The organism is Brevundimonas vesicularis (assembly GCF_044807075.1).
In the GTDB taxonomy this organism is placed as follows: domain Bacteria; phylum Pseudomonadota; class Alphaproteobacteria; order Caulobacterales; family Caulobacteraceae; genus Brevundimonas; species Brevundimonas vesicularis_G.
On sequence record NZ_CP085234.1, the window covers coordinates 554,793 to 579,677 of the forward strand.

General features: G+C 65.1%; 28 protein-coding genes and 1 rRNA gene. 10 read left to right on the plus strand and 19 right to left on the minus strand.

Going from position 1 to position 24,885, the window contains the following annotated elements:
* Positions 1–199 precede the first annotated feature (199 nt).
* From LG306_RS02675 to LG306_RS02695, 5 genes are all read right to left on the minus strand, one after another.
* Positions 200–1,660, minus strand: a 16S ribosomal RNA gene (locus tag LG306_RS02675).
* Between the two features lie 670 nt (positions 1,661–2,330).
* Positions 2,331–2,531 (minus strand): hypothetical protein, encoded by a 201-nt coding sequence (locus LG306_RS02680; RefSeq protein ID WP_404417979.1) that lies wholly within the window; start codon positions 2,529–2,531, stop codon positions 2,331–2,333.
* Between the two features lie 54 nt (positions 2,532–2,585).
* Positions 2,586–2,876 (minus strand): DUF167 domain-containing protein, encoded by a 291-nt coding sequence (locus LG306_RS02685; RefSeq protein WP_112863022.1) that lies wholly within the window; start codon positions 2,874–2,876, stop codon positions 2,586–2,588.
* A 76-nt stretch (positions 2,877–2,952) separates the two neighbouring features.
* On the minus strand, positions 2,953–3,882 hold the full coding sequence (locus LG306_RS02690) for an electron transfer flavoprotein subunit alpha/FixB family protein (protein ID WP_404417982.1): 930 nt from the start codon (positions 3,880–3,882) through the stop codon (positions 2,953–2,955).
* 1 nt (position 3,883) lies between these two features.
* Complete coding sequence (locus tag LG306_RS02695) at positions 3,884–4,648, minus strand: electron transfer flavoprotein subunit beta/FixA family protein (RefSeq protein WP_404417985.1); 765 nt, start codon at positions 4,646–4,648, stop codon at positions 3,884–3,886.
* Positions 4,649–4,764: 116 nt separating this feature from the next.
* Here LG306_RS02695 and LG306_RS02700 point away from each other — a divergent pair, with 116 nt between their 5' ends.
* Positions 4,765–5,109: a hypothetical protein gene (locus LG306_RS02700; RefSeq protein WP_017505432.1), complete on the plus strand. Its 345-nt coding sequence runs from the start codon at positions 4,765–4,767 to the stop codon at positions 5,107–5,109.
* Positions 5,110–5,119: 10 nt separating this feature from the next.
* On the opposite strand, the gene LG306_RS02705 is transcribed toward LG306_RS02700, so the two are convergent.
* Complete coding sequence (locus tag LG306_RS02705) at positions 5,120–5,692, minus strand: cob(I)yrinic acid a,c-diamide adenosyltransferase (protein ID WP_112863024.1); 573 nt, start codon at positions 5,690–5,692, stop codon at positions 5,120–5,122.
* A 2-nt stretch (positions 5,693–5,694) separates the two neighbouring features.
* A complete protein-coding gene (locus LG306_RS02710; protein ID WP_404417989.1) occupies positions 5,695–5,898 on the minus strand; it encodes a twin transmembrane helix small protein in 204 nt (67 codons plus the stop codon).
* A gap of 161 nt (positions 5,899–6,059) precedes the next feature.
* Between LG306_RS02710 and LG306_RS02715 the strand changes: the two genes are divergently transcribed.
* Positions 6,060–7,214 (plus strand): hypothetical protein, encoded by a 1,155-nt coding sequence (locus LG306_RS02715; RefSeq protein ID WP_404417992.1) that lies wholly within the window; start codon positions 6,060–6,062, stop codon positions 7,212–7,214.
* Between the two features lie 7 nt (positions 7,215–7,221).
* On the opposite strand, the gene polA is transcribed toward LG306_RS02715, so the two are convergent.
* From polA to LG306_RS02740, 5 genes are all read right to left on the minus strand, one after another.
* Entirely contained in the window at positions 7,222–10,134 is a 2,913-nt protein-coding gene (polA, locus tag LG306_RS02720; protein ID WP_404417995.1) for a DNA polymerase I, read from the minus strand.
* A gap of 37 nt (positions 10,135–10,171) precedes the next feature.
* Entirely contained in the window at positions 10,172–10,789 is a 618-nt protein-coding gene (locus LG306_RS02725) for a DUF6655 family protein (RefSeq protein ID WP_404417998.1), read from the minus strand.
* Positions 10,789–11,229 (minus strand): VOC family protein, encoded by a 441-nt coding sequence (locus LG306_RS02730; protein WP_165114650.1) that lies wholly within the window; start codon positions 11,227–11,229, stop codon positions 10,789–10,791. Before LG306_RS02730 ends, LG306_RS02725 begins: the two co-directional genes overlap by 1 nt.
* 81 nt (positions 11,230–11,310) lie before the next feature.
* Entirely contained in the window at positions 11,311–11,550 is a 240-nt protein-coding gene (locus tag LG306_RS02735; RefSeq protein WP_404418001.1) for a zinc-finger domain-containing protein, read from the minus strand.
* Positions 11,551–11,606: 56 nt separating this feature from the next.
* Entirely contained in the window at positions 11,607–11,891 is a 285-nt protein-coding gene (locus LG306_RS02740; RefSeq protein WP_404418004.1) for a hypothetical protein, read from the minus strand.
* 185 nt (positions 11,892–12,076) lie between these two features.
* Here LG306_RS02740 and LG306_RS02745 point away from each other — a divergent pair, with 185 nt between their 5' ends.
* The gene (locus LG306_RS02745; protein ID WP_265150533.1) at positions 12,077–13,051 is read left to right on the plus strand and encodes an ABC transporter ATP-binding protein; all 975 of its coding nucleotides are present in this window, start codon (positions 12,077–12,079) and stop codon (positions 13,049–13,051) included.
* Here LG306_RS02745 and LG306_RS02750 read toward each other — a convergent pair.
* From LG306_RS02750 to LG306_RS02760, 3 genes are all read right to left on the minus strand, one after another.
* Entirely contained in the window at positions 13,048–13,929 is an 882-nt protein-coding gene (locus LG306_RS02750) for an alpha/beta fold hydrolase (RefSeq protein ID WP_404418007.1), read from the minus strand. The two genes, LG306_RS02745 and LG306_RS02750, sit on opposite strands and share 4 nt — an antisense overlap.
* 63 nt (positions 13,930–13,992) lie before the next feature.
* Positions 13,993–14,502 (minus strand): D-glycero-alpha-D-manno-heptose-1,7-bisphosphate 7-phosphatase, encoded by a 510-nt coding sequence (locus LG306_RS02755; RefSeq protein ID WP_404418010.1) that lies wholly within the window; start codon positions 14,500–14,502, stop codon positions 13,993–13,995.
* Positions 14,499–15,575, minus strand: coding sequence for an AGE family epimerase/isomerase (locus tag LG306_RS02760; RefSeq protein ID WP_404418013.1), 1,077 nt, complete (start codon positions 15,573–15,575; stop codon positions 14,499–14,501). Before LG306_RS02760 ends, LG306_RS02755 begins: the two co-directional genes overlap by 4 nt.
* A 175-nt stretch (positions 15,576–15,750) precedes the next feature.
* On the opposite strand from LG306_RS02760, the gene LG306_RS02765 reads away from it, so the two are divergent.
* From LG306_RS02765 to xth, 4 genes are all read left to right on the plus strand, one after another.
* A complete protein-coding gene (locus LG306_RS02765) occupies positions 15,751–16,914 on the plus strand; it encodes a DegT/DnrJ/EryC1/StrS family aminotransferase (protein WP_404418016.1) in 1,164 nt (387 codons plus the stop codon).
* Positions 16,915–16,917: 3 nt separating this feature from the next.
* A complete protein-coding gene (locus tag LG306_RS02770) occupies positions 16,918–17,850 on the plus strand; it encodes a Gfo/Idh/MocA family protein (RefSeq protein ID WP_404418018.1) in 933 nt (310 codons plus the stop codon).
* Between the two features lie 47 nt (positions 17,851–17,897).
* Complete coding sequence (locus tag LG306_RS02775; RefSeq protein ID WP_404418021.1) at positions 17,898–18,401, plus strand: hypothetical protein; 504 nt, start codon at positions 17,898–17,900, stop codon at positions 18,399–18,401.
* 216 nt (positions 18,402–18,617) lie between these two features.
* Complete coding sequence (gene xth / locus LG306_RS02780) at positions 18,618–19,415, plus strand: exodeoxyribonuclease III (RefSeq protein ID WP_404418024.1); 798 nt, start codon at positions 18,618–18,620, stop codon at positions 19,413–19,415.
* Between the two features lie 3 nt (positions 19,416–19,418).
* On the opposite strand, the gene LG306_RS02785 is transcribed toward xth, so the two are convergent.
* Positions 19,419–20,864 (minus strand): PLP-dependent aminotransferase family protein, encoded by a 1,446-nt coding sequence (locus tag LG306_RS02785; RefSeq protein WP_404418027.1) that lies wholly within the window; start codon positions 20,862–20,864, stop codon positions 19,419–19,421.
* Positions 20,865–20,926: 62 nt separating this feature from the next.
* Here LG306_RS02785 and LG306_RS02790 point away from each other — a divergent pair, with 62 nt between their 5' ends.
* Positions 20,927–21,526: a YitT family protein gene (locus LG306_RS02790; RefSeq protein WP_404418030.1), complete on the plus strand. Its 600-nt coding sequence runs from the start codon at positions 20,927–20,929 to the stop codon at positions 21,524–21,526.
* Between the two features lie 4 nt (positions 21,527–21,530).
* On the opposite strand, the gene LG306_RS02795 is transcribed toward LG306_RS02790, so the two are convergent.
* Positions 21,531–22,217, minus strand: a complete 687-nt coding sequence (locus tag LG306_RS02795; protein WP_039246636.1) for a response regulator transcription factor — start codon at positions 22,215–22,217, stop codon at positions 21,531–21,533.
* 65 nt (positions 22,218–22,282) lie between these two features.
* A complete protein-coding gene (locus tag LG306_RS02800) occupies positions 22,283–22,999 on the minus strand; it encodes a YggS family pyridoxal phosphate-dependent enzyme (RefSeq protein ID WP_404418033.1) in 717 nt (238 codons plus the stop codon).
* Here LG306_RS02800 and LG306_RS02805 point away from each other — a divergent pair.
* Positions 22,998–23,642: a thiamine phosphate synthase gene (locus LG306_RS02805; RefSeq protein WP_404418036.1), complete on the plus strand. Its 645-nt coding sequence runs from the start codon at positions 22,998–23,000 to the stop codon at positions 23,640–23,642. The genes LG306_RS02800 and LG306_RS02805 overlap by 2 nt on opposite strands.
* Positions 23,643–23,652: 10 nt before the next feature.
* Here the strand turns inward: LG306_RS02805 and LG306_RS02810 are convergent, their stop codons facing one another.
* Positions 23,653–24,033 (minus strand): NtrZ family periplasmic regulatory protein, encoded by a 381-nt coding sequence (locus LG306_RS02810; protein WP_404418039.1) that lies wholly within the window; start codon positions 24,031–24,033, stop codon positions 23,653–23,655.
* 364 nt (positions 24,034–24,397) lie between these two features.
* Here LG306_RS02810 and LG306_RS02815 point away from each other — a divergent pair, with 364 nt between their 5' ends.
* Positions 24,398–24,862, plus strand: a complete 465-nt coding sequence (locus tag LG306_RS02815) for a DUF3576 domain-containing protein (RefSeq protein WP_017505409.1) — start codon at positions 24,398–24,400, stop codon at positions 24,860–24,862.
* Positions 24,863–24,885 lie beyond the last annotated feature (23 nt).

Here is a 24,885-nt window from a genome sequence, read left to right on the forward strand (position 1 = left end):
GGTCATAAACACCCAGGCTCGCGATCGCGTCACCAACTCAACGACCCGTATGGTCGAGGCGTCGATGACGAAAGTGGAAAGAGAAACGGAGACGGCGGCGTTCCGCATGTTTTGCTCGAAGCGCTACCGCATTGCTGCTTGAGCGCTTCTCGCTATGCGGAGCTTCAATAGGCCGTGAGACCTGGAGAAGCATCCTTAGAAAGGAGGTGATCCAGCCGCAGGTTCCCCTACGGCTACCTTGTTACGACTTCACCCCAGTCGCTGACCCTACCGTGGTCGCCTGCCTCCTTGCGGTCAGCGCAGCGCCTTCGGGTAGAACCAACTCCCATGGTGTGACGGGCGGTGTGTACAAGGCCCGGGAACGTATTCACCGCGGCATGCTGATCCGCGATTACTAGCGATTCCAACTTCATGCCCTCGAGTTGCAGAGGACAATCCGAACTGAGACGACTTTTAAGGATTAACCCTCTGTAGTCGCCATTGTAGCACGTGTGTAGCCCACCCTGTAAGGGCCATGAGGACTTGACGTCATCCCCACCTTCCTCCGGCTTAGCACCGGCAGTCCCATTAGAGTTCCCAACTAAATGATGGCAACTAATGGCGAGGGTTGCGCTCGTTGCGGGACTTAACCCAACATCTCACGACACGAGCTGACGACAGCCATGCAGCACCTGTGTCCTAGTCCCCGAAGGGAAAGCCAGATCTCTCTGGCGGTCCAGGCATGTCAAAAGGTGGTAAGGTTCTGCGCGTTGCTTCGAATTAAACCACATGCTCCACCGCTTGTGCGGGCCCCCGTCAATTCCTTTGAGTTTTAATCTTGCGACCGTACTCCCCAGGCGGATTGCTTAATGCGTTAGCTGCGTCACCGAAATGCATGCATCCCGACAACTAGCAATCATCGTTTACGGCGTGGACTACCAGGGTATCTAATCCTGTTTGCTCCCCACGCTTTCGAGCCTCAGCGTCAGTAATGAGCCAGTGTGTCGCCTTCGCCACTGGTGTTCTTCCGAATATCTACGAATTTCACCTCTACACTCGGAGTTCCACACACCTCTCTCATACTCAAGACACCCAGTATCAAAGGCAATTCCGAGGTTGAGCCCCGGGATTTCACCCCTGACTTAAATGTCCGCCTACGCTCCCTTTACGCCCAGTAATTCCGAGCAACGCTAGCCCCCTTCGTATTACCGCGGCTGCTGGCACGAAGTTAGCCGGGGCTTCTTCTCCGGGTACCGTCATTATCGTCCCCGGTGAAAGAATTTTACAATCCTAAGACCTTCATCATTCACGCGGCATGGCTGCGTCAGGCTTTCGCCCATTGCGCAAGATTCCCCACTGCTGCCTCCCGTAGGAGTTTGGGCCGTGTCTCAGTCCCAATGTGGCTGATCATCCTCTCAGACCAGCTACTGATCGTCGCCTTGGTGAGCCTTTACCTCACCAACTAGCTAATCAGACGCGGGCCGCTCTAAAGGCGATAAATCTTTCCCCCGAAGGGCACATTCGGTATTAGCACAAGTTTCCCTGAGTTATTCCGAACCTAAAGGCACGTTCCCACGTGTTACTCACCCGTCCGCCACTAACTCCGAAGAGTTCGTTCGACTTGCATGTGTTAGGCCTGCCGCCAGCGTTCGCTCTGAGCCAGGATCAAACTCTCAGGTTGAGTTGACTTCTGACCTAAGCTTGAAGACCACCGAAGCGGTCTTGGCATTAGTTCTACGTATTTTATTGACGAGTTCCCACGTCATCGATCCGAAGACCGACGCATGGTATCTTTTCAAAAAGACCGCAGATAGTCAGTGTCGTATGATAGTCTCTGAGGACTATCGCAAGAACACCGCCGCCTGCGTTTCTCTTTCCAAATCAACAATGTCAAAGACCTGGAACCTCCGGAGAGGCCCGACCGTTTAGCGCCGTGTCGTCGGCGGAGGCGGCGATTTAGAGAACCGCAAACCCCGTGTCAACCGCTCTTTTCAGAGATCTTTCGGAGAGAAGAGCGAACCCTTCAGACCGCAAGAAACCACCGGAGGAAAGCGAGGCTTACCTCTGAAAACCCGTCGGCGATTCGATTGGAGCGCGGAACCTAGTGAAACCAACCGATGAAAGCAAGAAGTTTTTCAACTCTTTCTTCCGTGGGACCTTGGAGATTTTCACCCCCGCGGCCCCGCCGGCCGGCCCGTTTCCGAGCGAGGCGGCTCTATACGGAGACGCGGATTTGTCAGCAAGCGGATTCTGACGGAATGGGGGAAGTTTCTCACAGACTCATGATCGTCGATCAGGAATCGTAATCCTCGAGCCCATTTGAAGCCCGTCAATACAGGCGTGTCGCCTTCTCAGGCCCCGCCGAGACGCGACATCAGTTCTGGATCCTGCTCGCAGGCCGCGACCTCATCATCGAAAGCGCGCTGGGCGTCCGCCTCTTGCGAGAAGGTCACCGGCTCGGACAGCCGCAGGCTCGAGACCGCATAGACATCGCCCTTCTGCTTGAGCGTAACGCCGCTGCGGGCGTGAAGGATGCGGGCGTCCATCGTCATTGGGCTGGTCTCCTGTTCGAATGGAGAACGCGCCAACCGGCCGATTGGCTCTTCTCAATCGCCAGAAAGAACGTCGAGGATGCGCGAGCGCAGCTCTTCGTCATCCAGCCCCTGCACGACGATCATCTTCGAGCGCGACTGTCCGCCGCGTCCTACGCTGATCGACGACTTCGGCACGCCAAGGCTTTTGGCCAGGAGCCGGATCAGGGCGTCGTTGGCCTCTCCCTCGATCGGACGGGCGCGGACGCGCACCTTGAGCACGGGCCTTCCCTCGGCGTCGCTCGTCCAGCCATCAATGCGATCGGCCGCAGCGCCAGGCTGCAGCCTTATGGGCAAGTTCGCCATGTGGTCCTCTGCGGGCAAGAAAAAGGGCGCGGCTCCGATCGGCGCCGCGCCCTCTTCAGATCGATTCGACCTCGGCCTAGCCCAAGGCGGCCATCAGTTCCGGCACAACCGTCTTGTAGTCGCCGACCAGACCATAGTCCGCGACCTGGAAGATCGGGGCGTCCGCATCCTTGTTGATGGCGACGATGGTCTTGGAGTCCTTCATCCCGGCCAGGTGCTGAATGGCGCCCGAGATGCCGATGGCGATGTAGAGCGCCGGGGCGACCACCTTGCCGGTCTGACCGACCTGATAATCGTTGGGCGCATAGCCGGCGTCGACCGCTGCGCGCGAGGCGCCGATGGCGGCGCCCAGCTTGTCGGCAAGCGGCTCCATCACGGCATGGAACTCGTCCGCCGAGCCCAGAGCGCGACCGCCCGAGACGATGATCTTGGCGGCGCCCAGTTCGGGCCGGTCCGACTTGACCATTTCCTCTGACACGAAGGCCGTCTTGGGCGCATCGGCGCCAGCGACGCTCTCGACCGGGACCGAACCGCCCTCAGCCGAGGCGGCGAAGGCGGTCGGGCGCACCGTGATCACCTTCTTGGCGTCCGACGACTGGATCGTCTCCAGCGCATTGCCGGCATAGATGGGGCGCACGAAGGTATCGGCCGACACCACCTCGATGATGTCCGAGATCGGCGCGACATCCAGCTTGGCGGCCAGACGTGGGGCGAAGTTCTTTCCGTCCGTGGTCGCCGGCGTCAGGATGGCGTCGTAGCTCCCGGCCAGCGGCAGGACGGTCGCCTCGACCGCCTCAGCCAGCATCTTGCCCAGACCGGCGCTCTCGGCCAGCAGCACCTTGCGGACACCCGCGATCTTGGCGGCGCTATCGGCGGCGGCCTGCGCCCCCTGCCCCAGAACCAGGACGTCCACATCGGACGACAGGCCCAGCGCGGCGGTTACGGTCTTGTGGGTGGTGTCGCGAACGGTCGAACCGTCGTGATCGGCGATGACGAGGACAGCCATATTACAGCGCTCCCGCAGACTTGAGCTTGGAAACCAGTTCGGCCGCATCGGCCACCTTGACGCCGCCCGACCGTTTGGGCGGCTCGGTGACCTTGACGACCTTCAGACGGTCGGCGACATCGACGCCGTAGTCGGCGACCGCCTTCATGGCGATCTCCTTCTTCTTGGCCTTCATGATGTTCGGCAGGGAGGCGTAGCGCGGCGTGTTCAGCCGCAGGTCCACCGTCACCACCGCCGGCAGTTCGGCGGCGATCGTCTGCAGGCCGCCATCGACCTCGCGCGTGACCGTGGCTTTTCCGCCGTCGATCGCCAGTTTCCCGGCGAAGGTCGCCTGGGGCCAGTCCAGCAGGGCGGCCAGCATCTGGCCCACTGCATTGTTGTCGCCGTCAATCGACTGTTTGCCCATCAGAACCAGGTCGGGTTTTTCTTCCTCGACCACCGCCTTCAGCAGCTTGGCGACCGCCAGCGGCTCAAGATCCGTGTCCGACTGGATCAGCAAACCCCGATCCGCGCCCATGGCCAGCGCCGTGCGGATGGTTTCCTGCGCCTGGGTCACGCCGATGGAGACCACGACGATTTCCGTCGCGGTGCCGGCGGCATGGTGTTCCTTGCCTTCCTTCAGACGAACCGCCTCTTCGACAGCGATCTCGTCGAAGGGGTTCATGCTCATCTTGACGTTGGCCAGATCGACGCCCGACTGATCCGCCTTGACGCGGGCCTTGACGTTATAGTCGATCACCCGTTTGACGGGGACGAGTACCTTCATGGGTCTATCCGTGAAATCGCCTGAATGTGTGGGCAGGACATGGAGCGGTCGCGAAGGCCTGTCAACGTAACGTGGGGTCAAGCTGTGGCTGCGATCCCTATCCAACGGACCACGAGATGAAGCGTTTCCTGACCTTTCCCCGCCTGGCGATGATCTTCTTCGGCCTGTTCGGCATCACGGTCGTCGGGATTTTCGCCCTCCAGGACTACTGGGTCGCGCCCGGCAAACGCTGCGAGGCGGCGGGCAAATGGTACGATATGGAAAGCCGCATCTGCGCACAGCCCATTTCCATCGCCCAGATCACAGGGCGCCCCAATGGCGTGTCGCGCGCCGAGGCTTCGGCCGAGAAGAACCGCGAGCTGGTTCGGATCGAACAGGATCTCGCCGCCCAAGGCCGCGCCCGCGCCGCAGAGGCCGAGCGTCAGAAAGCCGCACTGGCGGCGGCGCGTCCCGCCGCCTGACCGGTTTCGCCTAGCGGGTCGCGCCGGGCTTCCATTTGATGTCGCTGGCGCCGTTGGCGTTGGCGCGTCGCGCGGCGACGAACAGATGGTCGGACAGGCGGTTCAGATATTTGACCGCCTCGACATTCACGGCCTCGCCGTTTTCGATCAGACGCACCGCCTCGCGTTCGGCCCGTCGGCAGACGGTGCGCGCGACATGCAAATGGGCCGACAAGGGCGCGCCGCCCGGCAGGATGAAGCTGTCGAGCGCCTTCAGGCTCTCGTTCATCCAGTCGATTTCCTGCTCCAGCCGCGCAACCTGGCTGTCGACGATGCGCAAGGCCTCCCAGGCCGGCGGCGGGTCCAGAGGCGTGGCCAGATCGGCGCCCAAGTCGAACAGCTCATTCTGGATCCGGCCCAGCATGGCGTCGATCCGGTCGTTCTGGCCGCTGTTCAGCCGGGCGACCCCGATCACCGCGTTCAGCTCATCCACCGCGCCATACGCCTCGACCCGGGCATCGCTCTTGGACACCGGCGCGCCGGACGCCAGCCGCGTGCGACCGTCATCGCCCGTGCGGGTGTAGATTTTGTTCAGCGTCACCATGATCAGGCTCCCTGCGTCGCCTTCCACATCATGCCGATGACCAGCAGGATGACGGCGACCGCCTGAAGCCCGACGCGCAGGCGCATCAGCTTGTTGGAATGGCTGCGCGCATAGTCCCCGCCCCGAAACAGCGAATAGAGGCCGAAGCCCAGCGTGATGGTCACGGCCAGGATCGCGAGGATGATCAGAATGTCGAAAATCTGCATGCCGTCGTTCTAGACCCGGATCGCCGTCACGCGCCAGCGCAGCGCATCGACCGTTCTGCGAGCGGGTTTCAGGCTCATCTGAACCGGACGTCATCGACCACAGGTATTTTCGTTGGTCCAGCTAAGCCATTTAGTGACGATTGCGGCTTAGGGTCATCGCCATGACTGATCGCGCCGTTCGCAACCTGGAGCTTTTGAGAGGCTCGGCTTCCACCGCCCGCGTGCTGAACCTGCTGCGCGTCTGGGAAGAGAATGGTGATAGCGCCTTCGACGGCGCCGTGCGTAATCCCGATTGGGCCGCGCGCCCGATCTTCCGCACGGCGGCCCTGAACCGCGCCCTCATCATCAAACATAGGCTGCGACGAAACGAAACCGACCTGTTCAACGGCCGACGCCAAGTGGCCACCAAGGTGGTCATGCCGATCGACGATGCGGATTTGAAGACCGGGGGCCGATATGTCTTCGTCAATCAGATCGGGTTCGAGCGCATCTTGATGGAGGCGTTCGGTGTCGCCGCTACCCATCCCGACATTCAGACCTTGCGCCTGATCGACGAGCTCCCCTCGCTCGATCCCTTCCTCTTGCGCGAACAGCTTCGACGCGGCGGCCTGGATCCCTCGCCCTGCTATTTCTCCATCAGCGATAGCGACCTTGAGCGCATGCTGGCCTTCGTCCGCAACGAGATTGAGCCGCTGGTCACGCTCAGTCTTGGTGACGACATGATCGCTGTCAGCTCCGACTCGACCGGGCGGATGGCGTCCAAGATCCTGTCGAACACGCCGGGAGATCAGCTTGACGCCCTGCGACTGACCCTGCGCCTGGCGCCCGAGCAGTATCAGGAGGGCGTCTTTTGCTGGAAGGGCTTCCTCTATTACAAGTGGACGCTCGCCGCCCTGCTGGGCGAGGTCGCCGCAGTCGCCGAGGCCGTACGCACCATCAAGCCCGTGGGCAAGATCGACCGCCCCGCCAAGGAATATCTGAATCGCAGCCGCGACGTGCTGCGCGGTCGCATCATCAAGACCTGCGACGAGGTCAGCCGCACCCTTCGCATCTATGACGACGCCTACGCCAAACTGACCCAGGAAGGCCGCCCTATCGCCTTCCGCGACTTCCTGCTGGACGCCCCGTCCATGTTCTCCAAACTGGGCGACCAGCTGGGCGCCGTCCAGCATATCGTCAGCTATTGGCGGTTCCGTTTCGGCCCTTCGGCCGCTCCAGTGAACGTCGAGGAGCTGATGGACATCTTCATGGACTTCGAAACCGGCCTGCTGGGACGCGGCGAAGCGCCCAACGACATCGGCATGCTGGCCGCCTGAAATCTGATCAGTGCGCGGCGTCCCAGTTCGACGCCGCTCGGGCATCCACTACCAACGGCACTGACAACGCCACGGCCGGATCCGATGCGTTCTCCATCACGCGCTTGATGACGGCGATGGCGTGGTCGGCCTCGGCTTCCGGCGCCTCGAACACCAGTTCGTCGTGGACCTGAAGCAGCATGCGCGTGCTGAGGCCTGCTTCGGTCAGGGCGGCCGGCATGCGGATCATGGCGCGGCGGATGATGTCGGCGGCCGCGCCCTGGATCGGGGCGTTGATGGCGGCGCGCTCGCCGAATTGTCGCTCGGCGCCGGACTTGGAGTGGATGGCCGGAATGTGGATGCGGCGGCCGAAGACGGTGGAGACGAAGCCCGTCTGGCGCACCTCGGCCTTGGTCTTGTCCATATAGGCGCGGATGCCGGGGAAGCGTTCGAAATAGGTCTTGATATAGGCCCCCGCCTCGCCCTGATCGATGCCCAGCTGATTGGCTAGGCCGAAGGCCGAAATGCCGTAGACGATGCCGAAGTTGATCGCCTTGGCGCGACGGCGGGTTTCGGACGGCATGCCCTCGACCGGCACGCCGAACATCTCCGAGGCCGTCGCGGCGTGAATGTCCAGCCCCGCCTTGAAGGCGCGCTTCAGCTCGGGGATGTCGCCGATATGGGCCAAAAGGCGCAGCTCGATCTGGCTGTAGTCGGCGCTGATCAGGACATTGCCCGGCGCGGCGATGAAGGCCTGGCGGATCTCGCGGCCCGTCTCGGTGCGGATCGGGATGTTCTGCAGGTTGGGATCGCTGGACGCCAGGCGGCCCGTGGTGGCGGCGGCCAGCTGATAGCTGGTGTGCACCCTATCCGTCTTTGGATCGGCTGCCGCGGTCAGGGCGTCGGTATAGGTGCCCTTCAGCTTCGACAGCTGGCGCCAGTCCAGGATTGCGCGCGGCAGATCGTGGCTAAGCGCCAGTTCCTCCAGCACGCTGGCGTCGGTGCCCCACTGGCCCGAGGCGGTCTTCTTGCCGCCCGGCAGGTTCAGTTCGCCGAACAGAATCTCGCCGATCTGGCGCGGCGAGCCGATATTGAAGGGGCGCCCGGCGATTTCATGAGCCTGGGCCTCCAGCTCGGCCATGCGCAGGCCGAACTCGCTGGACAGCCGCTTCAGCCGGTCGGGATCGATGCGAACCCCATTCAGCTCCATGTCCGCCAGCACCGTCGGCATGCCGCGTTCCAGCGTCTCATAGACGGTGGACAGGCCCTCACGCGCCAGACGGGGTTTCAGGATACGCCACAGCCGCAGCGTCACATCCGCATCCTCGGCGGCATATTCCGAGGCGGGTTTCAGCGCGACGTGCTTGAAGGATTTCTGGCTCTTGCCTGTCCCCGCGACGCTCTTGAATGGAATCGGCTCGTGGCCCAAGTGCAGGCGCGCCAGCTCGTCCATGCCGTGGCCGTGCAGTCCGCCCTCCAGCACATAGGAGATCAGCATCGTGTCGTCATAGGGCGCGACGCGGATGCTCCGACGCGCCATGACGGCGATGTCGTATTTGGCGTTCTGAAGCACCTTCAGGACCGACGGATCTTCCAACAGCGTCTTCAGCTTGGCCAGGGTCGTGGGCTTGTCCAGCTGATGGATCGGCTCGGGCGCCTCTCCCGCTTCGCCAAAGAGACCGCCTTCGCCGGCCTGCGGCTCGTGCTCGTGCGTCAGGGGAATGTAGCAGGCCTCGTTCGGCCCTACCGCCAGCGACACGCCGCACAGGCCCGCGTGGGTCGCCGACAGCGTATCGGTCTCGGTGTCGAATCCGACGACGCCGACCTCGGTCGCGCGCGCGATCCAGCGATCCAGCGCCTCTTCGGTCTGGACGCATTCGTAGGCCGCGTGATCGAAGGTCTGGACCTCGGCCGGGCCTTCGACGACCTGGCCGTAGCGAGGGGTCACGACGGGGGCGGTCAGGTTCGGCGCACGCTTGGGCGCGAAGGCGGAAACGTCGCTGGGCCCGGCCTTGCCGTCGCCGACGCGGCGCTGCAGCGAGCGGAACTCCATCGTCTCCAAGAAGGCCGACAGGATCGCGGGATCGGGATCACGCACAGCGAAATCGTCGATCGCCTCGGGCGCCGGCGCATCGCAGGTCAGGCGCACCAGCTCGCGCGACAGACGGATCTGATCGGCGAAGTCGATCAGGGTCTGGCGGCGCTTGGGCTGTTTGATCTCGCCGGCGTTGGCCAGCAGGGTGTCCAGATCGCCGTATTCGTCCAGCAGCTGCGCCGCCGTCTTCGGCCCGATGCCTGGCGCGCCGGGGACGTTGTCGACGCTGTCGCCGATCAGGGCCTGCAGATCGACCATCTTCTCGGGGCCGACGCCGAACTTTTCGAAGACCTCGGGCTCGGCCAGACGCCGGTCCTTCATCGGATCCCACATCACGACGCCGCCGCCGATCAGCTGCATCAGATCCTTGTCGGACGAGACGATCACCGCCTCCCCGCCCGCATCGCGCGCCTTGCAGGCGTAGGTCGCGATCAGGTCGTCGGCCTCGTAGCCGGGCAGTTCGACGCAATGGACGCCGAACGCCGCCGTCGCCTCGCGCACCAGCGGAAACTGCGGGACCAGATCCTCGGGCGGCGGCGGGCGATGGGCCTTGTACTGATCGTACAGGGTGTTGCGGAACGTCTTTTCCGAATGGTCGAAGATGGCCACCAGGTGCGTCGGACCATCCGCGCCCTTCATGTCCTTCAGCAGCTTCCACAACATGTTGCAGTAGCCCTGGACCGCGCCGACCGGCAGGCCGTCGGACTTTCTCGTTAATGGTGGCAGGGCGTGATAGGCGCGAAAGATGTAGGCCGAGGCGTCGATCATCCACAGCCGCAGCGCAGGGCCGTCCTGCGTCATCGGGCGTTCGGTCTCTGGATTTTCGGGCGCAGTCGTCTCGGTCATGGCCGGAACATAGGGCTCCAACGCCCCCGCGTCAGCGTCAGAATTCGGTCCAGCTCGATCCCGGATCGCGTTGACCGGGTTGCGCCTGCTGCTGGCCCCAGGACACGACCATGAAGGCCTTGTGGCTGCGGATACGATAGGTGCCGATCATCGGCACCACCGCGCCCAGCGGCGCACCGGTCTTGGCTTCGTAGAGGAAGCCGGAAAACTCGGCGACCCCGACCCGGTCGCGGTGGCTGTAGACCGAAAGTTCCGGCAGGGAGACGACGTTGAAGGTCTCGTTGATCGGGATCCGCATCTCGGGAATGCCGAAGACCCGCCGCATCTGCTCCAGCGAAAGTGCGCCGGCGCGGATCTCAAACACGGCGTTCGCCTCGTCCTTGTTGCGGGCCAGGCTGAAACCGGCGTCCGAGATCGCGCCGCGGATCGCGCTGACGGCGTAGCGTGTGCCCTCGCCCTGGAAATAGGCGTCGTCGACGAAGACCGAAGCGCCCGTCGGCAGCGGCAGGACCAGCCCCTCGACCGCCCGGTCCGAGGCGCGCGCCAGGAGCAGCTGCTCCGTCGCCGTGCGGCCTGTGTTGCTCTCGGTGGTCGAGGCGCAGGCTGACATCACGACCGCCGCAACCGTCAACAGAGCCGCCGTCCGCGCCGTCATCACCAGGCGCCGACGTTCGGCATGGAGGCCCAGGGCTCGGCCGGCGCCAGCGGCGCGCCTTCCTGAAGCAGTTCGATGGAGATGCCGTCGGGCGAGCGGACGAAGGCCATGTTGCCGTCGCGGGGCGGACGGTTGATCGTCACCCCGCCGTCCATCAGCGTCTGGCAGGCGGCGTAGATGTCATCGACCTTATAGGCCAGGTGACCGAAGTTGCGGCCGCCCTGATACTCTTCCGGATCCCAGTTGAAGGTCAGCTCGACCTCGGGGCAGCGTTCCGCCGCCGACTGTTCAAGATTCTTCGGCGCTGCGAGGAAGACCAGGGTGAACCGACCCGCCTCGTTCTCGGTGCGGCGCACCTCCTGCAGACCCAGAAGGTCGCAATAGAAGTGCAGCGAGGCGTCGATGTCCTTTACCCGGACCATGGTGTGCAGATAGCGCAAGGCTCGTCTCCGTCCGAACAGCGTGTCAGCCGTCTATAGACCCAACCGCCGCGACACCGCGACTGAACTGAGGTTACGGTCTCAGTGGGCCTCGGGCGCGCGGGCGGCGGGGCTCAGATATTCGTTCTCGTCGTGGGCCTGGGCCGACAGGACGAAACGCCGGTCGCAATAGCCGCACTCGATGAAGTCGTCCTCACCCATGTCCATATAGACCAGCGGATGACCCAGGGCCCCGCCGCCGCCGTCGCAGGCCACGCGTTTGGTCGAGACGACGATCTCTTCGGGCGGCGGAATGTTGGCGTCGGAATGGCGGGGAGGCATGGTCCGGTCCGGGTCTGAAAGGCTTGCGCGCTTCCTAGGCGGCGCAGGCCGGAAGGTCAAACCTCGGCGGTTCGGCGACCCAGCAGGCGGTTCAGCATCGCCTTGCGCTTCTTGAACAGCGTCAGGCCCAGACAGGCCGCGCCGACCCAAAGACCGATCTCGCCGATCAGCAGCAGGGCGGCGCCGGCGATGGCGGCATGCGTCATCTCGATCTGATCGGTCTTGCCCGCCAGCAGCGCCAGTCCTCCACCGATGTAGCCAATGGCGCAGACCGCCATGGCGACGAAGCCGATCAGGCGTGTGCGGGTCAGAGGCGTCTTGGCTTTTTGAACGGCGGTCACGGCGATCTCCATCAAGTTCGGTTGTCTTTATGACAAGCAAGCTAGACACACCAGTCGTATAAGTCAAGCACCATTGACACATAGACAGGCCTGCTTGTCTGATGCTTTCGGCGAGACAGGTTGGCGATTGCGATCCCTCGCCCTACCTATGCCGCTCGCCGTCCCGTCCGAGTAAATAACCGACCATGTCAGAGACCCCCGCCCTGCCCGACAACGCCATCGAGGTGCGGGGACTGAAGAAGACCTATGCCGGGTCCAAAAAGGCTGCCCCCAAGACGGCCCTGCGCGGCGTCGATCTGGTCATTCCGCGCGGCTCAGTCTTCGGCCTGCTGGGCCCGAACGGCGCAGGCAAATCAACCCTGATCAACATCCTGGCCGGGGTGGTGAAGAAGTCCGAGGGCTCGGTGACCATCTGGGGCCGCGACATCGACAAGGAGCCGCGCGACGCCGCCGCCGCCCTGGGCGTCGTGCCGCAGGAGATCGTCGCCGACGTCTTCTTCACCCCGCGCGAATCGCTGGAGGTGCAGGCGGGCTTTTACGGCGTGCCCAAAGACGAGCGCCGGTCCGACGAACTGCTGGCCGCGCTGGGCCTGTCGGACAAGGCCAACGCCTATGTCCGCGCCCTGTCCGGCGGCATGAAACGCCGTCTGATGGTGGCCAAGGCCCTGGTCCACAATCCGCCCATCCTCATCCTGGACGAGCCGACGGCCGGCGTGGACGTCGAACTGCGTCGCCAGCTCTGGGCCTACGTCCGCCGCATCAACGAAGAGGGAGTGACCATCGTCCTGACCACCCACTATCTCGAAGAGGCCCAGGAGCTTTGCGACACCATCGCCATCGTCAACCGGGGCGAGGTGGTGGCCTGCGAGCCGACGCCGCAGCTTCTACGCCGTCTGGACAGCCGCAATGTCGTCGTGACCCCTGAAACGCCCCAGGCGACGCCGCCGGTGCTGGCCGGCTTCGAGGTTACGCCTCGTCCGGGCGGCGCCTTCGCGGTCGCCTATAAAAAGGGGCAGTCTTCGGTCGAGCAAGTCATCAACGCCGTGCGCGCCGCCGGCGTCACCATCGCCGACATCACCACCGAAGATCCGGACCTGGAGGACGTCTTCCTGGCCCTGACCTACGGCGACACGTCGCGGGTCGATCCGACCAAGGACTAATCGACCTCGGCCAGGAATTCGAAGATCGCCGCCTTGGCCTCGGCCTCGTCCAACATGGGCGCGTGGCCGATGCCGGGAACCTCGACATAGGCCATGGTCGGGGCCGCCTTCTTCATCCGCGCGGCGATGTCGGCGCTCAGCAGATCCGAGGCAGCGCCCCGCACCAGCAGCGTGGGCTTCTTCTTCGCCAGCCGCCGGAACATCGGCCACAGGTTCGGGACCAGCGCCTTAGCCCCCGCCGCTCGGATCGGCACGGCGATGTCGGGATCGTAGTCCAGCGCGATCTCACCGTCCGGCTGCTGGCGGAAAATGCGCCGCGCGAAGGCGTCCCAGTCCGCATCCGTATAGTGCGGGAAGGCCACCGCATTGATCCGCTTCGCATAGGCCGCCGCATCGGCCCAGGAGCCGATCTCGACCGGCTGACCGCTGTAGGCGGCGATGCGCGCCAGACCTTCCGGCGCCACCTCCGGCCCGATGTCGTTCAGGATCGCCGCGACCACCGCCTTGGGACGCATCGCCGTCAGCGCCATGGTGATCAGCCCGCCCATGGAGGTGCCGATGAAGACCGCTCTATCGATCCCGGCCTGCTCCATCAGGGCCAGCATGTCGCGCGCATAGACGTCGGGCATATAGGTCATGGGGTCGGGCGCACGATCCGACAGCCCGCGTCCACGCACATCCACCGCCAGCACCCGACGCCCGCTCTGGGCTAGCAGCGGTGCGATGGCTTCGAAATCGGCGCTGTTGCGGGTCAGACCATGGATGGCGATCACCGGCGGGCGCGCGACGCCGGGACCGGGCGCATAATCCCGCGCAAAGAGCGTGAGCCCATCCGACGAGGTCCAGCGGCGTTCAACGAATGGATAGGGCGCGCTCATTGGCGATTTCCTCCGATTTTGGATCAGAGTAATTCACCAGGCGAGGAAATGCGACGCCCGGTCTTAGAGACCGACCACATCGCGCACGAAAGCGTCCAGATCGCCGCCTTCGAAGAGGTAGCCCGCCACCCCGGCCCGCTCTCCGGCCTGCAGATCCCGCTTCTGATCGCCGATGATGAAGGACTGCGTCGGGTCCAGATCATGCTCTTCGATGGCGCGCAGCAACATGCCCGGATTGGGCTTGCGATCGGGATGATCGGGATGGCGATAGCGTGCCTCGATCGCCTCGGGATGGAAGGGCGCCGCATAGACGGCGTCGATGATCGCCCCCTCTTCGGACAGTCGCGCGACCAGCAGATCGTTGAAAGCGTTCATCGTCTCTTCGCTGAACAGGCCCCGCGCCACGCCCGACTGGTTCGTCACGATCACGGTGCGGTAACCGGCCTGGTTCATCCGCCGCACCGCCGCCGCCGCACCGGGGATCAGCATCAGATGCTCAGGCCGATGCGGATAACCGCTGTCCTCGATCAGCACCCCGTCCCGATCCAGAAAGGCGGCGGGCCGGCCGGTCATGCGTCGCTCCGAAGCAGTTCCGAAAAGGCGGTCATCAGGTGATAGAGGCTGGACGCAGGCGCCGCCGTATCGTGAGAGCGGCCTTCGGCGTCGTAGCTGTCCACCCATAGGCCCGGCACAGCGGTGGCCAGATGCGTGTCGAACACGGCGGCGATCAGTGCCGAAACGCCTGCGTCGCCAAAACTCAACCCCGTGCGAATGGCCTCGGTTTGGGCCCATAGACGCCGCCCGCCATCCACCACCTCTCCCGCCGGGCCGATCTCTCGGATGGCGAATCCGTCGCGATAACCCTGCGCTGCCGCCCGACGATGTAGCGCCGTGGCCAGATCTGAATCGCCCCCGCTCTGTTTCAACAGCCAAGCCCATTCTTCGAGGTGGCCCGGCTCGATCACATGACCTGTCGCCGGATCGGCGGACCAATTCTCGGTGAAATATTCGCGAATGGCGCCGTCGATCAGGAAGCGCTGTTTGCACAGGTCCAGCGACGTCCGCGCCGCCGCCTCGAACGCCGGATCAGGCGCAATCGCCTGCCAGGCCAGCATGGCCTCCAGCATATGCATGTGGGGATTTTGGCGACGCGGCAGGCGTGGCGGCAGGGCCTCCTGCCATCCCCCATGCGAAGACGCCATCAACCGATCGATCGCGGCCAGCGTCTCAAGCGCCAGAGGCCGCGCTCGCGCATCACCCAGGACGCGGTGCGCCGCCGCGAGCGCGAACAGAACGAAGGCCAGGTCGTAAAGATCAGGCGTCTCATCGACCACCACGCCGTCGTCATCGGTCGCCGCGACCCAAAGGCCGTCGTCACGTCGGCGGTCGGCTATCAGTTGATCCAGCCCGGCCTTGGCCACCGCACGTCCCTGCGCCCAACCCAAGGCGGCCGCTTCGCAGAAGACATAGACCTGGCGCGCCTGGACGCGCGTGCGTCGACGAAGACCGGTCACCGGCCGGCCTTCGAAATCCAGCTGCTCGAAAAACCGGCCCTGCGCGTCCACGCCCCGCTCGGCCCACAGAGGCAGGGCTTGGTCGAACAGCCAGTTCGAGACCCTGGTCCGGGCGGCGGAAAGCGTCGTCATGGCGCTGGCTTAGGACGCAAGCCGACGGGCGCCAAGACCTGTGTGCGGTAGCAAAGGGCAACGCGATGTGACGCCGCGCGATTTGGCCCGCGCGGCCGATCTTGCTAGGACGACCCGACATTCGCGGCCCGCCTGTCCGGCCGCCGCCCCCGATCCCCCGTGGAGAGCGTCCCGCATGATCCCCTTCATCGACCTTCAGGCCCAGCGCCAGCGCCTCGGCGGCAAGATCGAAGCCGCCGTTCAGGAGGCCGTCGTCGGCGGCGCCTGGGTGATGGGTCCGCAGGTCCGCCAGTTCGAGGCCGACCTCGCCGTCTTCGGTCAGGCCAAACACGCCTTGGGCTGCGGCAACGGCACCGACGCCCTGATCCTGCCGTTGATCGCCTGGGGCGTCCGGACCGGCGACGCCGTCTTCTGCCCCAGCTTCACCTTCACGGCCACGGCCGAGGTCGTGCCGTGGCTGGGCGCCTCGCCCGTTTTCGTGGACGTCGACGCCCGCACCTACAATATGGACCCGGCCAAGCTTGAGGCGGCCATCGAAGCGGTAAAGACCGAAGGTCGTCTGACGCCCAAGGTGGTCATCGCCGTCGATCTGTTCGGTCAGCCCGCCGACTATCCCGCCATCCGCGCGATTTGCGACCGCCATGGGCTGAAGCTGATCTCGGATTCGGCACAGGGCTTCGGCTGCACCCTGAACGGCGACCATCCTCTGAAGTGGGCCGACGTCACCACGACCAGCTTCTTCCCGGCCAAGCCCCTGGGCTGCTACGGCGACGGCGGGGCGGTGCTGACCGACGACGACGACCTGGCGCAGGAAATGGATTCCCTTCGTGTGCACGGCAAGGTCGTCGCCAAGGACCTGGAGGCCGGCGCCGCCGCCTTCGCCCACGATCCCAAATATCTGGCCATGCGCATCGGCATGAACAGCCGGCTGGACACCATCCAGGCCGCCATCCTGATCGAGAAGCTGAAGGTCTTCGGTCAGGAGATCGAATGGCGCAACCGGATCGCCGCCCGCTACAACGAACGGCTCGCGCCCCATGTCTCGGCCGTGCCTCACGTCATCGACAGCGGCGTCTCCATCTGGGCGCAGTACACGATCGAGCATGAGGATCGCGACGGTCTGGCCGCGCACCTGAAGGATCAGGGCGTGCCCACCGCCGTCTATTATCCGGTGCCCATGCACATGCAGCCGGCCTACCAGCGCTTCCCGCAGGGCGCGGGCGGCCTGCCCGTCACCGAACGACTGAGGAACCGGGTCCTCAGCCTGCCGATGCACGCCGATCTGGACGAGGCGACCCAGGACAAGGTCGTCGCCGCCGTCGCCAGCTACAAGGGCTAGCCGATGCCGAACACCCCCGCCCTCAAGATCGGCGTCGCCGGCGTCGGCGTCATGGGCCGCAACCATGCGCGCGTCGCCTCGGAGATGCGCGAGTTCGATCTGACCACCGTCTTCGATCCCGATGCGGTGACGGCCGAGGGCGTCGCCGCCGCCTATGGCGCATCGCCCGTCACGACAGCCCAGGCCTTCGTCGACGCCGGTCTGGACGCCGCCATCGTTTCCACGCCCAACCGTTTCCATGCCGAGGTGGGCGTCGCCCTGTTGGAAAGGGGCGTCCACGTCCTGGTCGAAAAGCCGATCGCCGCCAGCATCGCCGACGCCCAGCGCATGATCGATGCGGCCAAGGCCAATGACCGCGTTCTGATGGTCGGTCAGGTCGAGCGCTTCAATCCCGCGGTGGAAACCGTCAAGCGCGCCGTCGCCGACGACGACATCATCTCGATCCAGATCACCCGCGTCGGTCCCTTCCCGCCCCGCATGGGCGAGGTCGGCGTGGTCATCGACCTGGCCGTGCACGACATCGACATCATCCGCCACCTGACGGGCTCCGAGATCGTCGAGGTCCAGCCCCAACTGGCCCGCACCCGCGCCGATCGCGAGGACACGGCCCTGCTTCAGTTCCGCCTGGACAGCGGGGTGATCGCCCATATCACCACCAACTGGGTCACCCCCTACAAGACCCGCACGCTGCAGGTGGCGACCAAGACCAAGTTCATCGTCGCCGATCTGATCACGCGCCAGGTCACCGAATATTTCGGCCAGCAGCCGGACGGCTCCTACTCGACCCGGATGCTGAACAGCTGGCCGGCCGAACCGCTGAAAAAGGAGTTGGAAGCGTTCGCCCGCGCCATCACGACCGGCGAAACGCCAGCCGTCACCGGCGAAGACGGCCTGCGCAATCTCGAGGTCGCGCTGCGCTGCCTCGGCGAGCACTGATCGGATCAAGCCCCGTTCTCGCCGCAAAACCTGAGGAAGAGAAACGTATGCGCCGTATCACCGCCACCGCTCTCGCCCTTATCGCCGTCGGTTCGGCGGCGGCGCCCGCCCATGCGGACACCCGCTACCTGGCTTATAATGCGTCGGACCGGATCACTCAGGCGATGACCAAGGGCGTCACCTTGCAGGTGCGGCGCGGTCTGTTCGGCGCGGTGCAGGTGGAACGTCTGTTCTCGACCACCGCGCGCGGCACGGCAGGCTTTACGCGCGGCGGACCGGACGCCGCGCGACGCGTCCTGCCGCAGGGCGCCGAGGAAAACGATATCTACGCCATCGATCAGGACGGCGACGGCCGCGGCCTGTCGCGCGCCCTGTGTCCCGGCGCCGACGAGGTCTGGCTGATCATGGGTCGTGTCCGTGCGCCCCGTCCCCTGACCATGCAGGCTGTGGGTCGGTGGTCGGACGGCGCCTATCGTCACTGCGTGACGCTTAGCTACGACTGGCGCGGTGAATGGGCGACGGCGCCGCAGGCGCAAACGCCGCGAGACTGATCCGCGCCCTGACTGTTTCATAATGAGCACGCGCAAGCGTCGATTGTGACGGTTTGACTTTTATGCTCGCCAGTGACACTTTGGGCACAGGAACGGCGGCGGCCGTTCTACCGCCCTGGAATATCCCCCTCCCCGGCGGCGAGAGAGACGAACCTCCCAGAGCCCGGCCCGTCGCGGCCGGGCTTTTTTTACGCGGCGCGCCTGCTAGACGGGGGCATGACCCTTCGCCTCGCCACCTGGAACATCAACTCCGTCCGCCTGCGCATCGATCAGGTGGCCCGCTTCGTCGCCGAGCGCGCGCCCGACGTTCTGATGCTGCAGGAGATCAAATGCACCACGGATCAGTTCCCGCGCGCCGCCTTCGAGGAGATGGGCATGCCCCACCTTCGCGTGGCGGGCCAGAAGGGCTGGCACGGCGTCGCCATCGCCAGTCGCCTGCCGCTTGAGGACAGCGACACCTTCCAAGTCTGCAAACTGGGCCATGCGCGCTGCGTTTCGGCCCGCGTTTCCGGCATCGACGTTCAGAACTTCTACATCCCGGCCGGCGGCGACGTTCCCGACCGGGCGCTGAACCCCAAGTTCGATCACAAGATGGATTTTTACGAGCAGCTGACCGCCATCGTGGCCAAGCAGGACAAGTCTCGCCCCCTCGTCATGGCCGGCGACTTCAACATTGCACCGGGAGAGGGCGATGTTTGGAACCACCGCTACATGTCCAAGATCGTCAGCCACACGCCGATCGAGGTGGAGACCCTGAACCGGCTTCAGGAGACGGGCGGTTTCGCCGATGTGCTGCGCGACCGCTTCCCCGAGCCCCAGAAGCTGGCCAGCTGGTGGAGCTATCGCGCCGCCGACTTCCGCAAATCGAATCGCGGTCTGCGCCTGGACCACATCTGGACCTCGCCCGGCCTGACCCCCGCCGTGGTCAAGGACACCGCCCGCATCCACGACGACGTTCGCGAGTGGGAGCGTCCGAGCGACCATGCGCCGGTCACGGTCGATCTGGACGTCTGATCCTCAATAGACGGCGACCGGCTTGACCGACGCCGGCGCCTTTCGACCCCGGCCGACCTTCCTGGCGGCGCGCCCGAGCCGAATCACCGCCTCATCCAGCTGATCTTCCGACAAGGTGTAAGGCAGGCGGAGCCGGCGTTCGAAGGCGCCGTCGACGCCGAATCGCGGACCGGCGGCGAGGCGCAGGCCTTCGGCCTCGGCCGCGATCGTCAAAGCGGAACTGATCGGCCCAGGCAGACGCGCCCACAGAGACAATCCCCCAGCCGGGCGGGGACAGACCCACTCAGGCAGTTTTTCAGCGAGCCGCGCCCGTAGATGATCCCGCCGGGCGCGCAAAAGGGGCCGGCGCGCCGCCAAGGCCTTGCCCCCGTCGGTCAACAGTTCGACCGCCGCCAGCTGCTCCAGGATCGGAACACCCAGATCGAAGCTGGCGCGACTTTGGGCCAGACGCTGGATCACCGCCCGGTCAGCGCGGATCCAGCCGATGCGCAGTCCGCCCCAGACGCTTTTGGACATCGATCCCAATCTGACGATCCGCGGCGCATCGACGGCGGAGGCGCTGAGCGCCGGTGGTCCGCTCAAGGTCAGTTCGACCAGGGTCTCGTCCAGCACCAGCAAGGTCTCCGATCCCTTCAGCCCCGCCAGCAAGCGTGTCCGGTCCGCCGCTCGCATCATCCGCCCGGTCGGATTGTTGTGGTCCAGCACCAGATAGGCCATTGCCGCGTTGCTGCTTCGGCAGGCCGCAACCAGACCCTCGACATCCCAACCCTCCTCGCCGTCCGGCAAGGCGACGGGCACGGCGCGGCCGCCCGCCGCCAGGATGGCGTCGATCGCCTGCGGATAGGTGGGATGGTCGAACACCACCGGGGCGCCGGGCCGCGTCGTCAGGCGCAGCAGATGGACCAGTCCGTTGTGCGCGCCGTGCGTGATGAGAATCTGCCCCGATGAGGTCGCCAAGCCGCGCCGCCGGTATCCCGCGGCCACCGCTTCGCGCAGTTCCTCCAGCCCCGCCGTCTCATAACCGTGTCCCGGCAGGTTCGCCGGCAGACGCTCCAGCGCGCGCACATAGGCCGCGTGCACATTGGGATCGGCCGGCAGGACGGCGGCGGTCAGGTCGATCAGGCCGGGCTTGTCGGCGACTGCCCCCGCTTCGACACGCGGTGCAGGTCCGGTCGGCAGGCTGGTGCGCGCGGCGGCGCCCTGCCCGCCGGTCAGGAACCCGTCATCTCTCAAGCGGCCATAGGCGGCCGAGACGGTCGTTCGGCTCAAGCCCAACGCCTGGGCCAGTTCCCGTTCGCCGGGCAACCGCGCCGCCAAGGGCAGTCGGCCATCCAGAATCAGCAGTCGTACTGCACCCGCCAGCTGCCGATAGGCTGCGCCTGAGCCCGGCGACCGCCAGGCGCCGAGATGGCGCGTCAGGGAACCAAGACCGATCGACCGCGACGACATCAGGCCAGAATGGCATAACTGGCCCTGTTTTCGATAGCCAGTTTCGCGCATCTGGTCGATTTATGACCCGTCGCCTGATCCAGCTCTTCGCCGGCCTGTTTCTCTACGGCCTGTCCATCGCCCTGATCGTCCGCGCCGATCTGGGGCTCGATCCGTGGGACGTGCTGAACCAAGGGGTGTTCGAGCGGTTCGCGAAACCCGCCGGCGTCAGCTTCGGTCTTGTGGTCAATCTGATCGGTATGGCCGTGTTGCTGCTATGGATTCCCCTGCGCCAGAAGCCAGGGATAGGGACCGTCGCCAATGTGCTGATCATCGGCACGGTCGCCAATTTCGGTCTGGACTGGATCCCGTCCGACCTGGGCCTACCGCTCCAGGCCGGCCTGCTCATCGCCGGCATCGTCCTGAACGGCGTGGCCAGTGGCGCGTATATCGGCGCAGGCCTCGGTCCCGGTCCCCGCGACGGCTTGATGACCGGCATCGTCGCGCGCACAGGCTGGCCGGTGAAATGGGTGCGGACGGCCATTGAACTTACCGTTATCGCCGTCGGCTGGCTTTTGGGCGGTTCGGTCGGAGTGGGCACGGTGCTCTACGCCCTGAACATCGGCCCGCTGGTCCACGTCTTCCTACCGATGTTCACGGTCCGCCCAAAAGCGGCCGACTGAGCCCTTAAGGCTGCAGGCGGTATCCGCCCGCATCGGTCAGCAGAAGGCGGGCATGGCCCGGTTCCGGTTCGATCTTCTGGCGCAGACGGTAGATATGGGTTTCCAGCGTATGGGTCGTGACCCCGGCGTTGTAGCCCCAGACCTCAGTCAGCAGCTCTTCGCGCGACACCGGCTTGGCCCCGGCACGATAGAGATATTTGAGGATGTTGGTTTCCTTTTCGGTCAACCGCACCTTTTTGCCCTTTGAGTCCATCAGCACCTTGGCGGCGGGCCGGAACTCGTAGGGGCCGATGGTGAAGACCGCGTCCTCGGACTGTTCATGGCTGCGCAGATGGGCGCGGATGCGCGCTAGCAGCACGGCGAACCGGAAGGGCTTTGTGACATAGTCGTTGGCTCCGGCGTCCAGACCCAGGATGGCGTCGGCGTCCGCCGATTGCGCCGTCAGCATGATGACCGGTGTCGAGACCCCGTCCTTGCGCAACAGGCGACAGGCCTCGCGGCCGTCCATGTCGGGCAGATCGACGTCCAGCAGGATCAGATCGGCGCGGATCTCGCGCCCCATCCGCACCCCGTCCGTGGCGGTCGACGCCTGCTGGGTGCGAAACTCCTCATGCAGATTCAGCTGCTCGGCCAGGGCCTCGCGCAGGTCGTCGTCGTCGTCGATGATCAGAATGGTCTTGGGCGTAGGCATGGGACAGACAATGGCGAGGCTTGGCCCCCGCGCCAAGGCTTGGGGGTGCGAATATTCACATCGGGTTACGAGCTAGAGGGCGTTTCGGGTCGATTTCGTTCCCCGAACAGGGCCGTTCCGACCCTGACGTGCGTTGCGCCGCACCGGATGGCGGTCTCGTAGTCGCCGCTCATGCCCATCGACAGGACGGACAAACGGTTTCGTTCGGCCATGTCCCGCAACATCTGAAAATGCGGCGCTGCGTCCTGATCCGCCGGGGGAATGCACATCAGACCCTCGACCGTCAGTCCGTAGGTGTCGCGCGCCGCCGCAATCAGGGCGTCGGCGGCGTCGGGCAGGACGCCGGCCTTCTGGGGTTCGGCGCCGGTATTGACCTGGACCAGGACGCGCGGCGATCGGCCGCGCTTTTCGCCCGCCTGCGCCAAGGCCCGCGCCAGTTTCTCGCGGTCCAGGGTTTCGATCACATCGAACAGAGCGACCGCATCCTCGGCCTTGTTGGTCTGCAACGGGCCGATCAGCCGCAGTTCCAGACCCGGCAAGGCCCCACGACGGTCGGCCCACCGTCCCTGCGCCTCCTGCACCCGGTTTTCGCCGAAGATCCGCTGACCCGTCGCCAGGATGGCGTCGATGGCCTCTGAAGCTTGCGTCTTGGAAACGGCGGTCAGGGTCACGCCTGCTGGATCCCGACCGGCCGCATGGCAGGCCGCGTCGATGCGCGCCCGCAACTCGGCGACCCTTTCGGCGATGGACGGGGCGGAAAAAGCGGAGGAAGAAGAGGTCATGATCCTGCCGGCCGGTTACAGCGACGATGCGCGCGCGCTCTGGAACGCCGCGACCGCTCTAAACCGCGCCGCCGCCGCTGTCAGCCCGGCCGCCGCAGCCTTGCCTCCGATGCTGTTCTTCACCGACCCGGATCGCACGCCCCGACCGTGGGAGACGGCGTCGCGCCTGCCCGCCGGTTCGGCCGTGGTCTATCGCGCCTTTGGCGCCTCCAATGCCGTCGAGACGGGACATCGGCTTCGGGAAGCGACGGCCGGTCGGGACGTGAAATTGCTGGTCGGACTGGACCCCGATCTGGCCGAGGCGATCGCCGCCGACGGGCTACACCTGCCCGAACGTGCGGTTGAGCAGGCCGCGCGCATTCGCTCGGACCGACCCGACTGGATTTTGACAGCGGCTTGGCACGGCCTATCCCAGCCGCCCGAAGACTTGAACGCCCTGATCCTGTCGCCGGTGTTTCCGGCGGGCGGCGCGTCCGCCGGTAAGCCCGCCCAGGGGGTCGCTGCGTTCGAACGGCATGTGAAAGCCGCCGGCCTGCCGGTCTATGCGCTGGGCGGCGTCACGCCAGAGAACGCCGCTACGCTCGCACGCACAGGCGCATGCGGCTTAGCAGCGGTGAATGCGATTCAGTCGGCGTTTCGCTGACCGGTCGAAATCAGAACTTGAAGATGGTTTCCAGACGGACGCGGGGCTGGGCCCGGCCGTTGGTTTCGGGCGCACGGGCAGGGTCGACTTCCGGCGTGCTGACGGCGGCGGATGCCCCGACCCGCAGACGGTCGTTCAGCCGATAATAAGCGCCGGCCTCGACATCACCCCATTCGGTCTCGCGGCCGACGGGCTGATTGAGGTTGAAATCCAGACCCCACCGGCCGCGGTCATTCAGGCGCAGACCGCGACGCTGCGGCGCCGGCGTATTGCGTTGCGCCGCCTGGGCTTCCGACAGAGAGACTGTGGATCGGCTTTGGGCGAGCGCCGACGTCGACGCGGCCATCGCCGTCGTCGCCATCATCACAGCCAGGAAACCACCGAACCGCATACCAAATCCTTCGAACCCCGCCATGAGGCGGCGTTTCAACCCTGAACCGACCTTATATGGTCGTGAGCCCCGCGATTAGACACCGGGTGTCTGCGCGGTCAACGCAATGAGCCGGCGATAACAAGGTTCCCGCGCATTGTTGTCTGCGTATGTGTCTCAAGCGTCACGGGATTCGGGCGGATTCCGGCGAAATCTCACTCGCCCTTCACAAAACACCGCGACGCGCGATGCGACGGGAACCGACTTCGCCTTGTCATCGCCCCTTTTCGCCGTGTTATAGAGCCTGGCAGTCGGCATTTCCTCATGCCGTGCGCGCGTGCGGGCGAGGGCTCTCACGTCCCTGAGTTTACGGAGACTTCTCTTGATGAGCCTCAACAAGGCCCTGGTTCGGAACGTCGCGGTCGTGCTGGTCTCGGGCGTGGCCCTAGGCGCGTCCCTGTCGGCCTGCTCGAGCATTCCCTTCGTCGGCGGCAAGAAGTCTGCGCCCAAGACGAACGTGCAACAGGGCATCGGCGTCAACGCCTTCCTGTGGCGCGCCTCGCTGGACACCCTCAGCTTCATGCCGCTGCTGACCGCCGATCCGTGGGGCGGCGTCATCAACTATGACTGGTACATCAACCCCCAGACGCCGAACGAGCGCTTCAAGGCGACCGTCTTCATCCTGGACACCCGTCTGCGCGCCGACGCGCTGAATGTCACGGTGACCAAGGAAGTGAAGGGCGCCGATGGTCAGTGGACCGCCGCCCCGGTCGCCGCCCAGACCGAGGCCGATCTGGAAAACGCCATCCTGACCAAGGCGCGCCAGCTGAACCTGTCCAACGCAGGCTAAGCCTGCGTTGGAGTGTTTGTAGG

Coding starts and splice junctions, on each gene's coding strand:
- polA (WP_404417995.1), bottom strand. CDS start 10,134: ATGACCGAGACGACTGCGCCCGAAAATCCAGAGACCGAACGCCCGATG.
- LG306_RS02775 (WP_404418021.1), top strand. CDS start 17,898: ATGCGCCGTATCACCGCCACCGCTCTCGCCCTTATCGCCGTCGGTTCG.
- LG306_RS02805 (WP_404418036.1), top strand. CDS start 22,998: ATGATCCTGCCGGCCGGTTACAGCGACGATGCGCGCGCGCTCTGGAAC.
- LG306_RS02735 (WP_404418001.1), bottom strand. CDS start 11,550: ATGCCTCCCCGCCATTCCGACGCCAACATTCCGCCGCCCGAAGAGATC.
- LG306_RS02725 (WP_404417998.1), bottom strand. CDS start 10,789: ATGACGGCGCGGACGGCGGCTCTGTTGACGGTTGCGGCGGTCGTGATG.
- LG306_RS02770 (WP_404418018.1), top strand. CDS start 16,918: ATGCCGAACACCCCCGCCCTCAAGATCGGCGTCGCCGGCGTCGGCGTC.
- LG306_RS02815 (WP_017505409.1), top strand. CDS start 24,398: ATGAGCCTCAACAAGGCCCTGGTTCGGAACGTCGCGGTCGTGCTGGTC.
- xth (WP_404418024.1), top strand. CDS start 18,618: ATGACCCTTCGCCTCGCCACCTGGAACATCAACTCCGTCCGCCTGCGC.
- LG306_RS02710 (WP_404417989.1), bottom strand. CDS start 5,898: ATGCAGATTTTCGACATTCTGATCATCCTCGCGATCCTGGCCGTGACC.
- LG306_RS02690 (WP_404417982.1), bottom strand. CDS start 3,882: ATGGCTGTCCTCGTCATCGCCGATCACGACGGTTCGACCGTTCGCGAC.
- LG306_RS02790 (WP_404418030.1), top strand. CDS start 20,927: ATGACCCGTCGCCTGATCCAGCTCTTCGCCGGCCTGTTTCTCTACGGC.
- LG306_RS02685 (WP_112863022.1), bottom strand. CDS start 2,876: ATGGCGAACTTGCCCATAAGGCTGCAGCCTGGCGCTGCGGCCGATCGC.
- LG306_RS02750 (WP_404418007.1), bottom strand. CDS start 13,929: ATGAGCGCGCCCTATCCATTCGTTGAACGCCGCTGGACCTCGTCGGAT.
- LG306_RS02795 (WP_039246636.1), bottom strand. CDS start 22,217: ATGCCTACGCCCAAGACCATTCTGATCATCGACGACGACGACGACCTG.
- LG306_RS02755 (WP_404418010.1), bottom strand. CDS start 14,502: ATGACCGGCCGGCCCGCCGCCTTTCTGGATCGGGACGGGGTGCTGATC.
- LG306_RS02810 (WP_404418039.1), bottom strand. CDS start 24,033: ATGCGGTTCGGTGGTTTCCTGGCTGTGATGATGGCGACGACGGCGATG.
- LG306_RS02700 (WP_017505432.1), top strand. CDS start 4,765: ATGAAGCGTTTCCTGACCTTTCCCCGCCTGGCGATGATCTTCTTCGGC.
- LG306_RS02800 (WP_404418033.1), bottom strand. CDS start 22,999: ATGACCTCTTCTTCCTCCGCTTTTTCCGCCCCGTCCATCGCCGAAAGG.
- LG306_RS02745 (WP_265150533.1), top strand. CDS start 12,077: ATGTCAGAGACCCCCGCCCTGCCCGACAACGCCATCGAGGTGCGGGGA.
- LG306_RS02705 (WP_112863024.1), bottom strand. CDS start 5,692: ATGGTGACGCTGAACAAAATCTACACCCGCACGGGCGATGACGGTCGC.
- LG306_RS02785 (WP_404418027.1), bottom strand. CDS start 20,864: ATGTCGTCGCGGTCGATCGGTCTTGGTTCCCTGACGCGCCATCTCGGC.
- LG306_RS02760 (WP_404418013.1), bottom strand. CDS start 15,575: ATGACGACGCTTTCCGCCGCCCGGACCAGGGTCTCGAACTGGCTGTTC.
- LG306_RS02715 (WP_404417992.1), top strand. CDS start 6,060: ATGACTGATCGCGCCGTTCGCAACCTGGAGCTTTTGAGAGGCTCGGCT.
- LG306_RS02695 (WP_404417985.1), bottom strand. CDS start 4,648: ATGAAGGTACTCGTCCCCGTCAAACGGGTGATCGACTATAACGTCAAG.
- LG306_RS02680 (WP_404417979.1), bottom strand. CDS start 2,531: ATGACGATGGACGCCCGCATCCTTCACGCCCGCAGCGGCGTTACGCTC.
- LG306_RS02765 (WP_404418016.1), top strand. CDS start 15,751: ATGATCCCCTTCATCGACCTTCAGGCCCAGCGCCAGCGCCTCGGCGGC.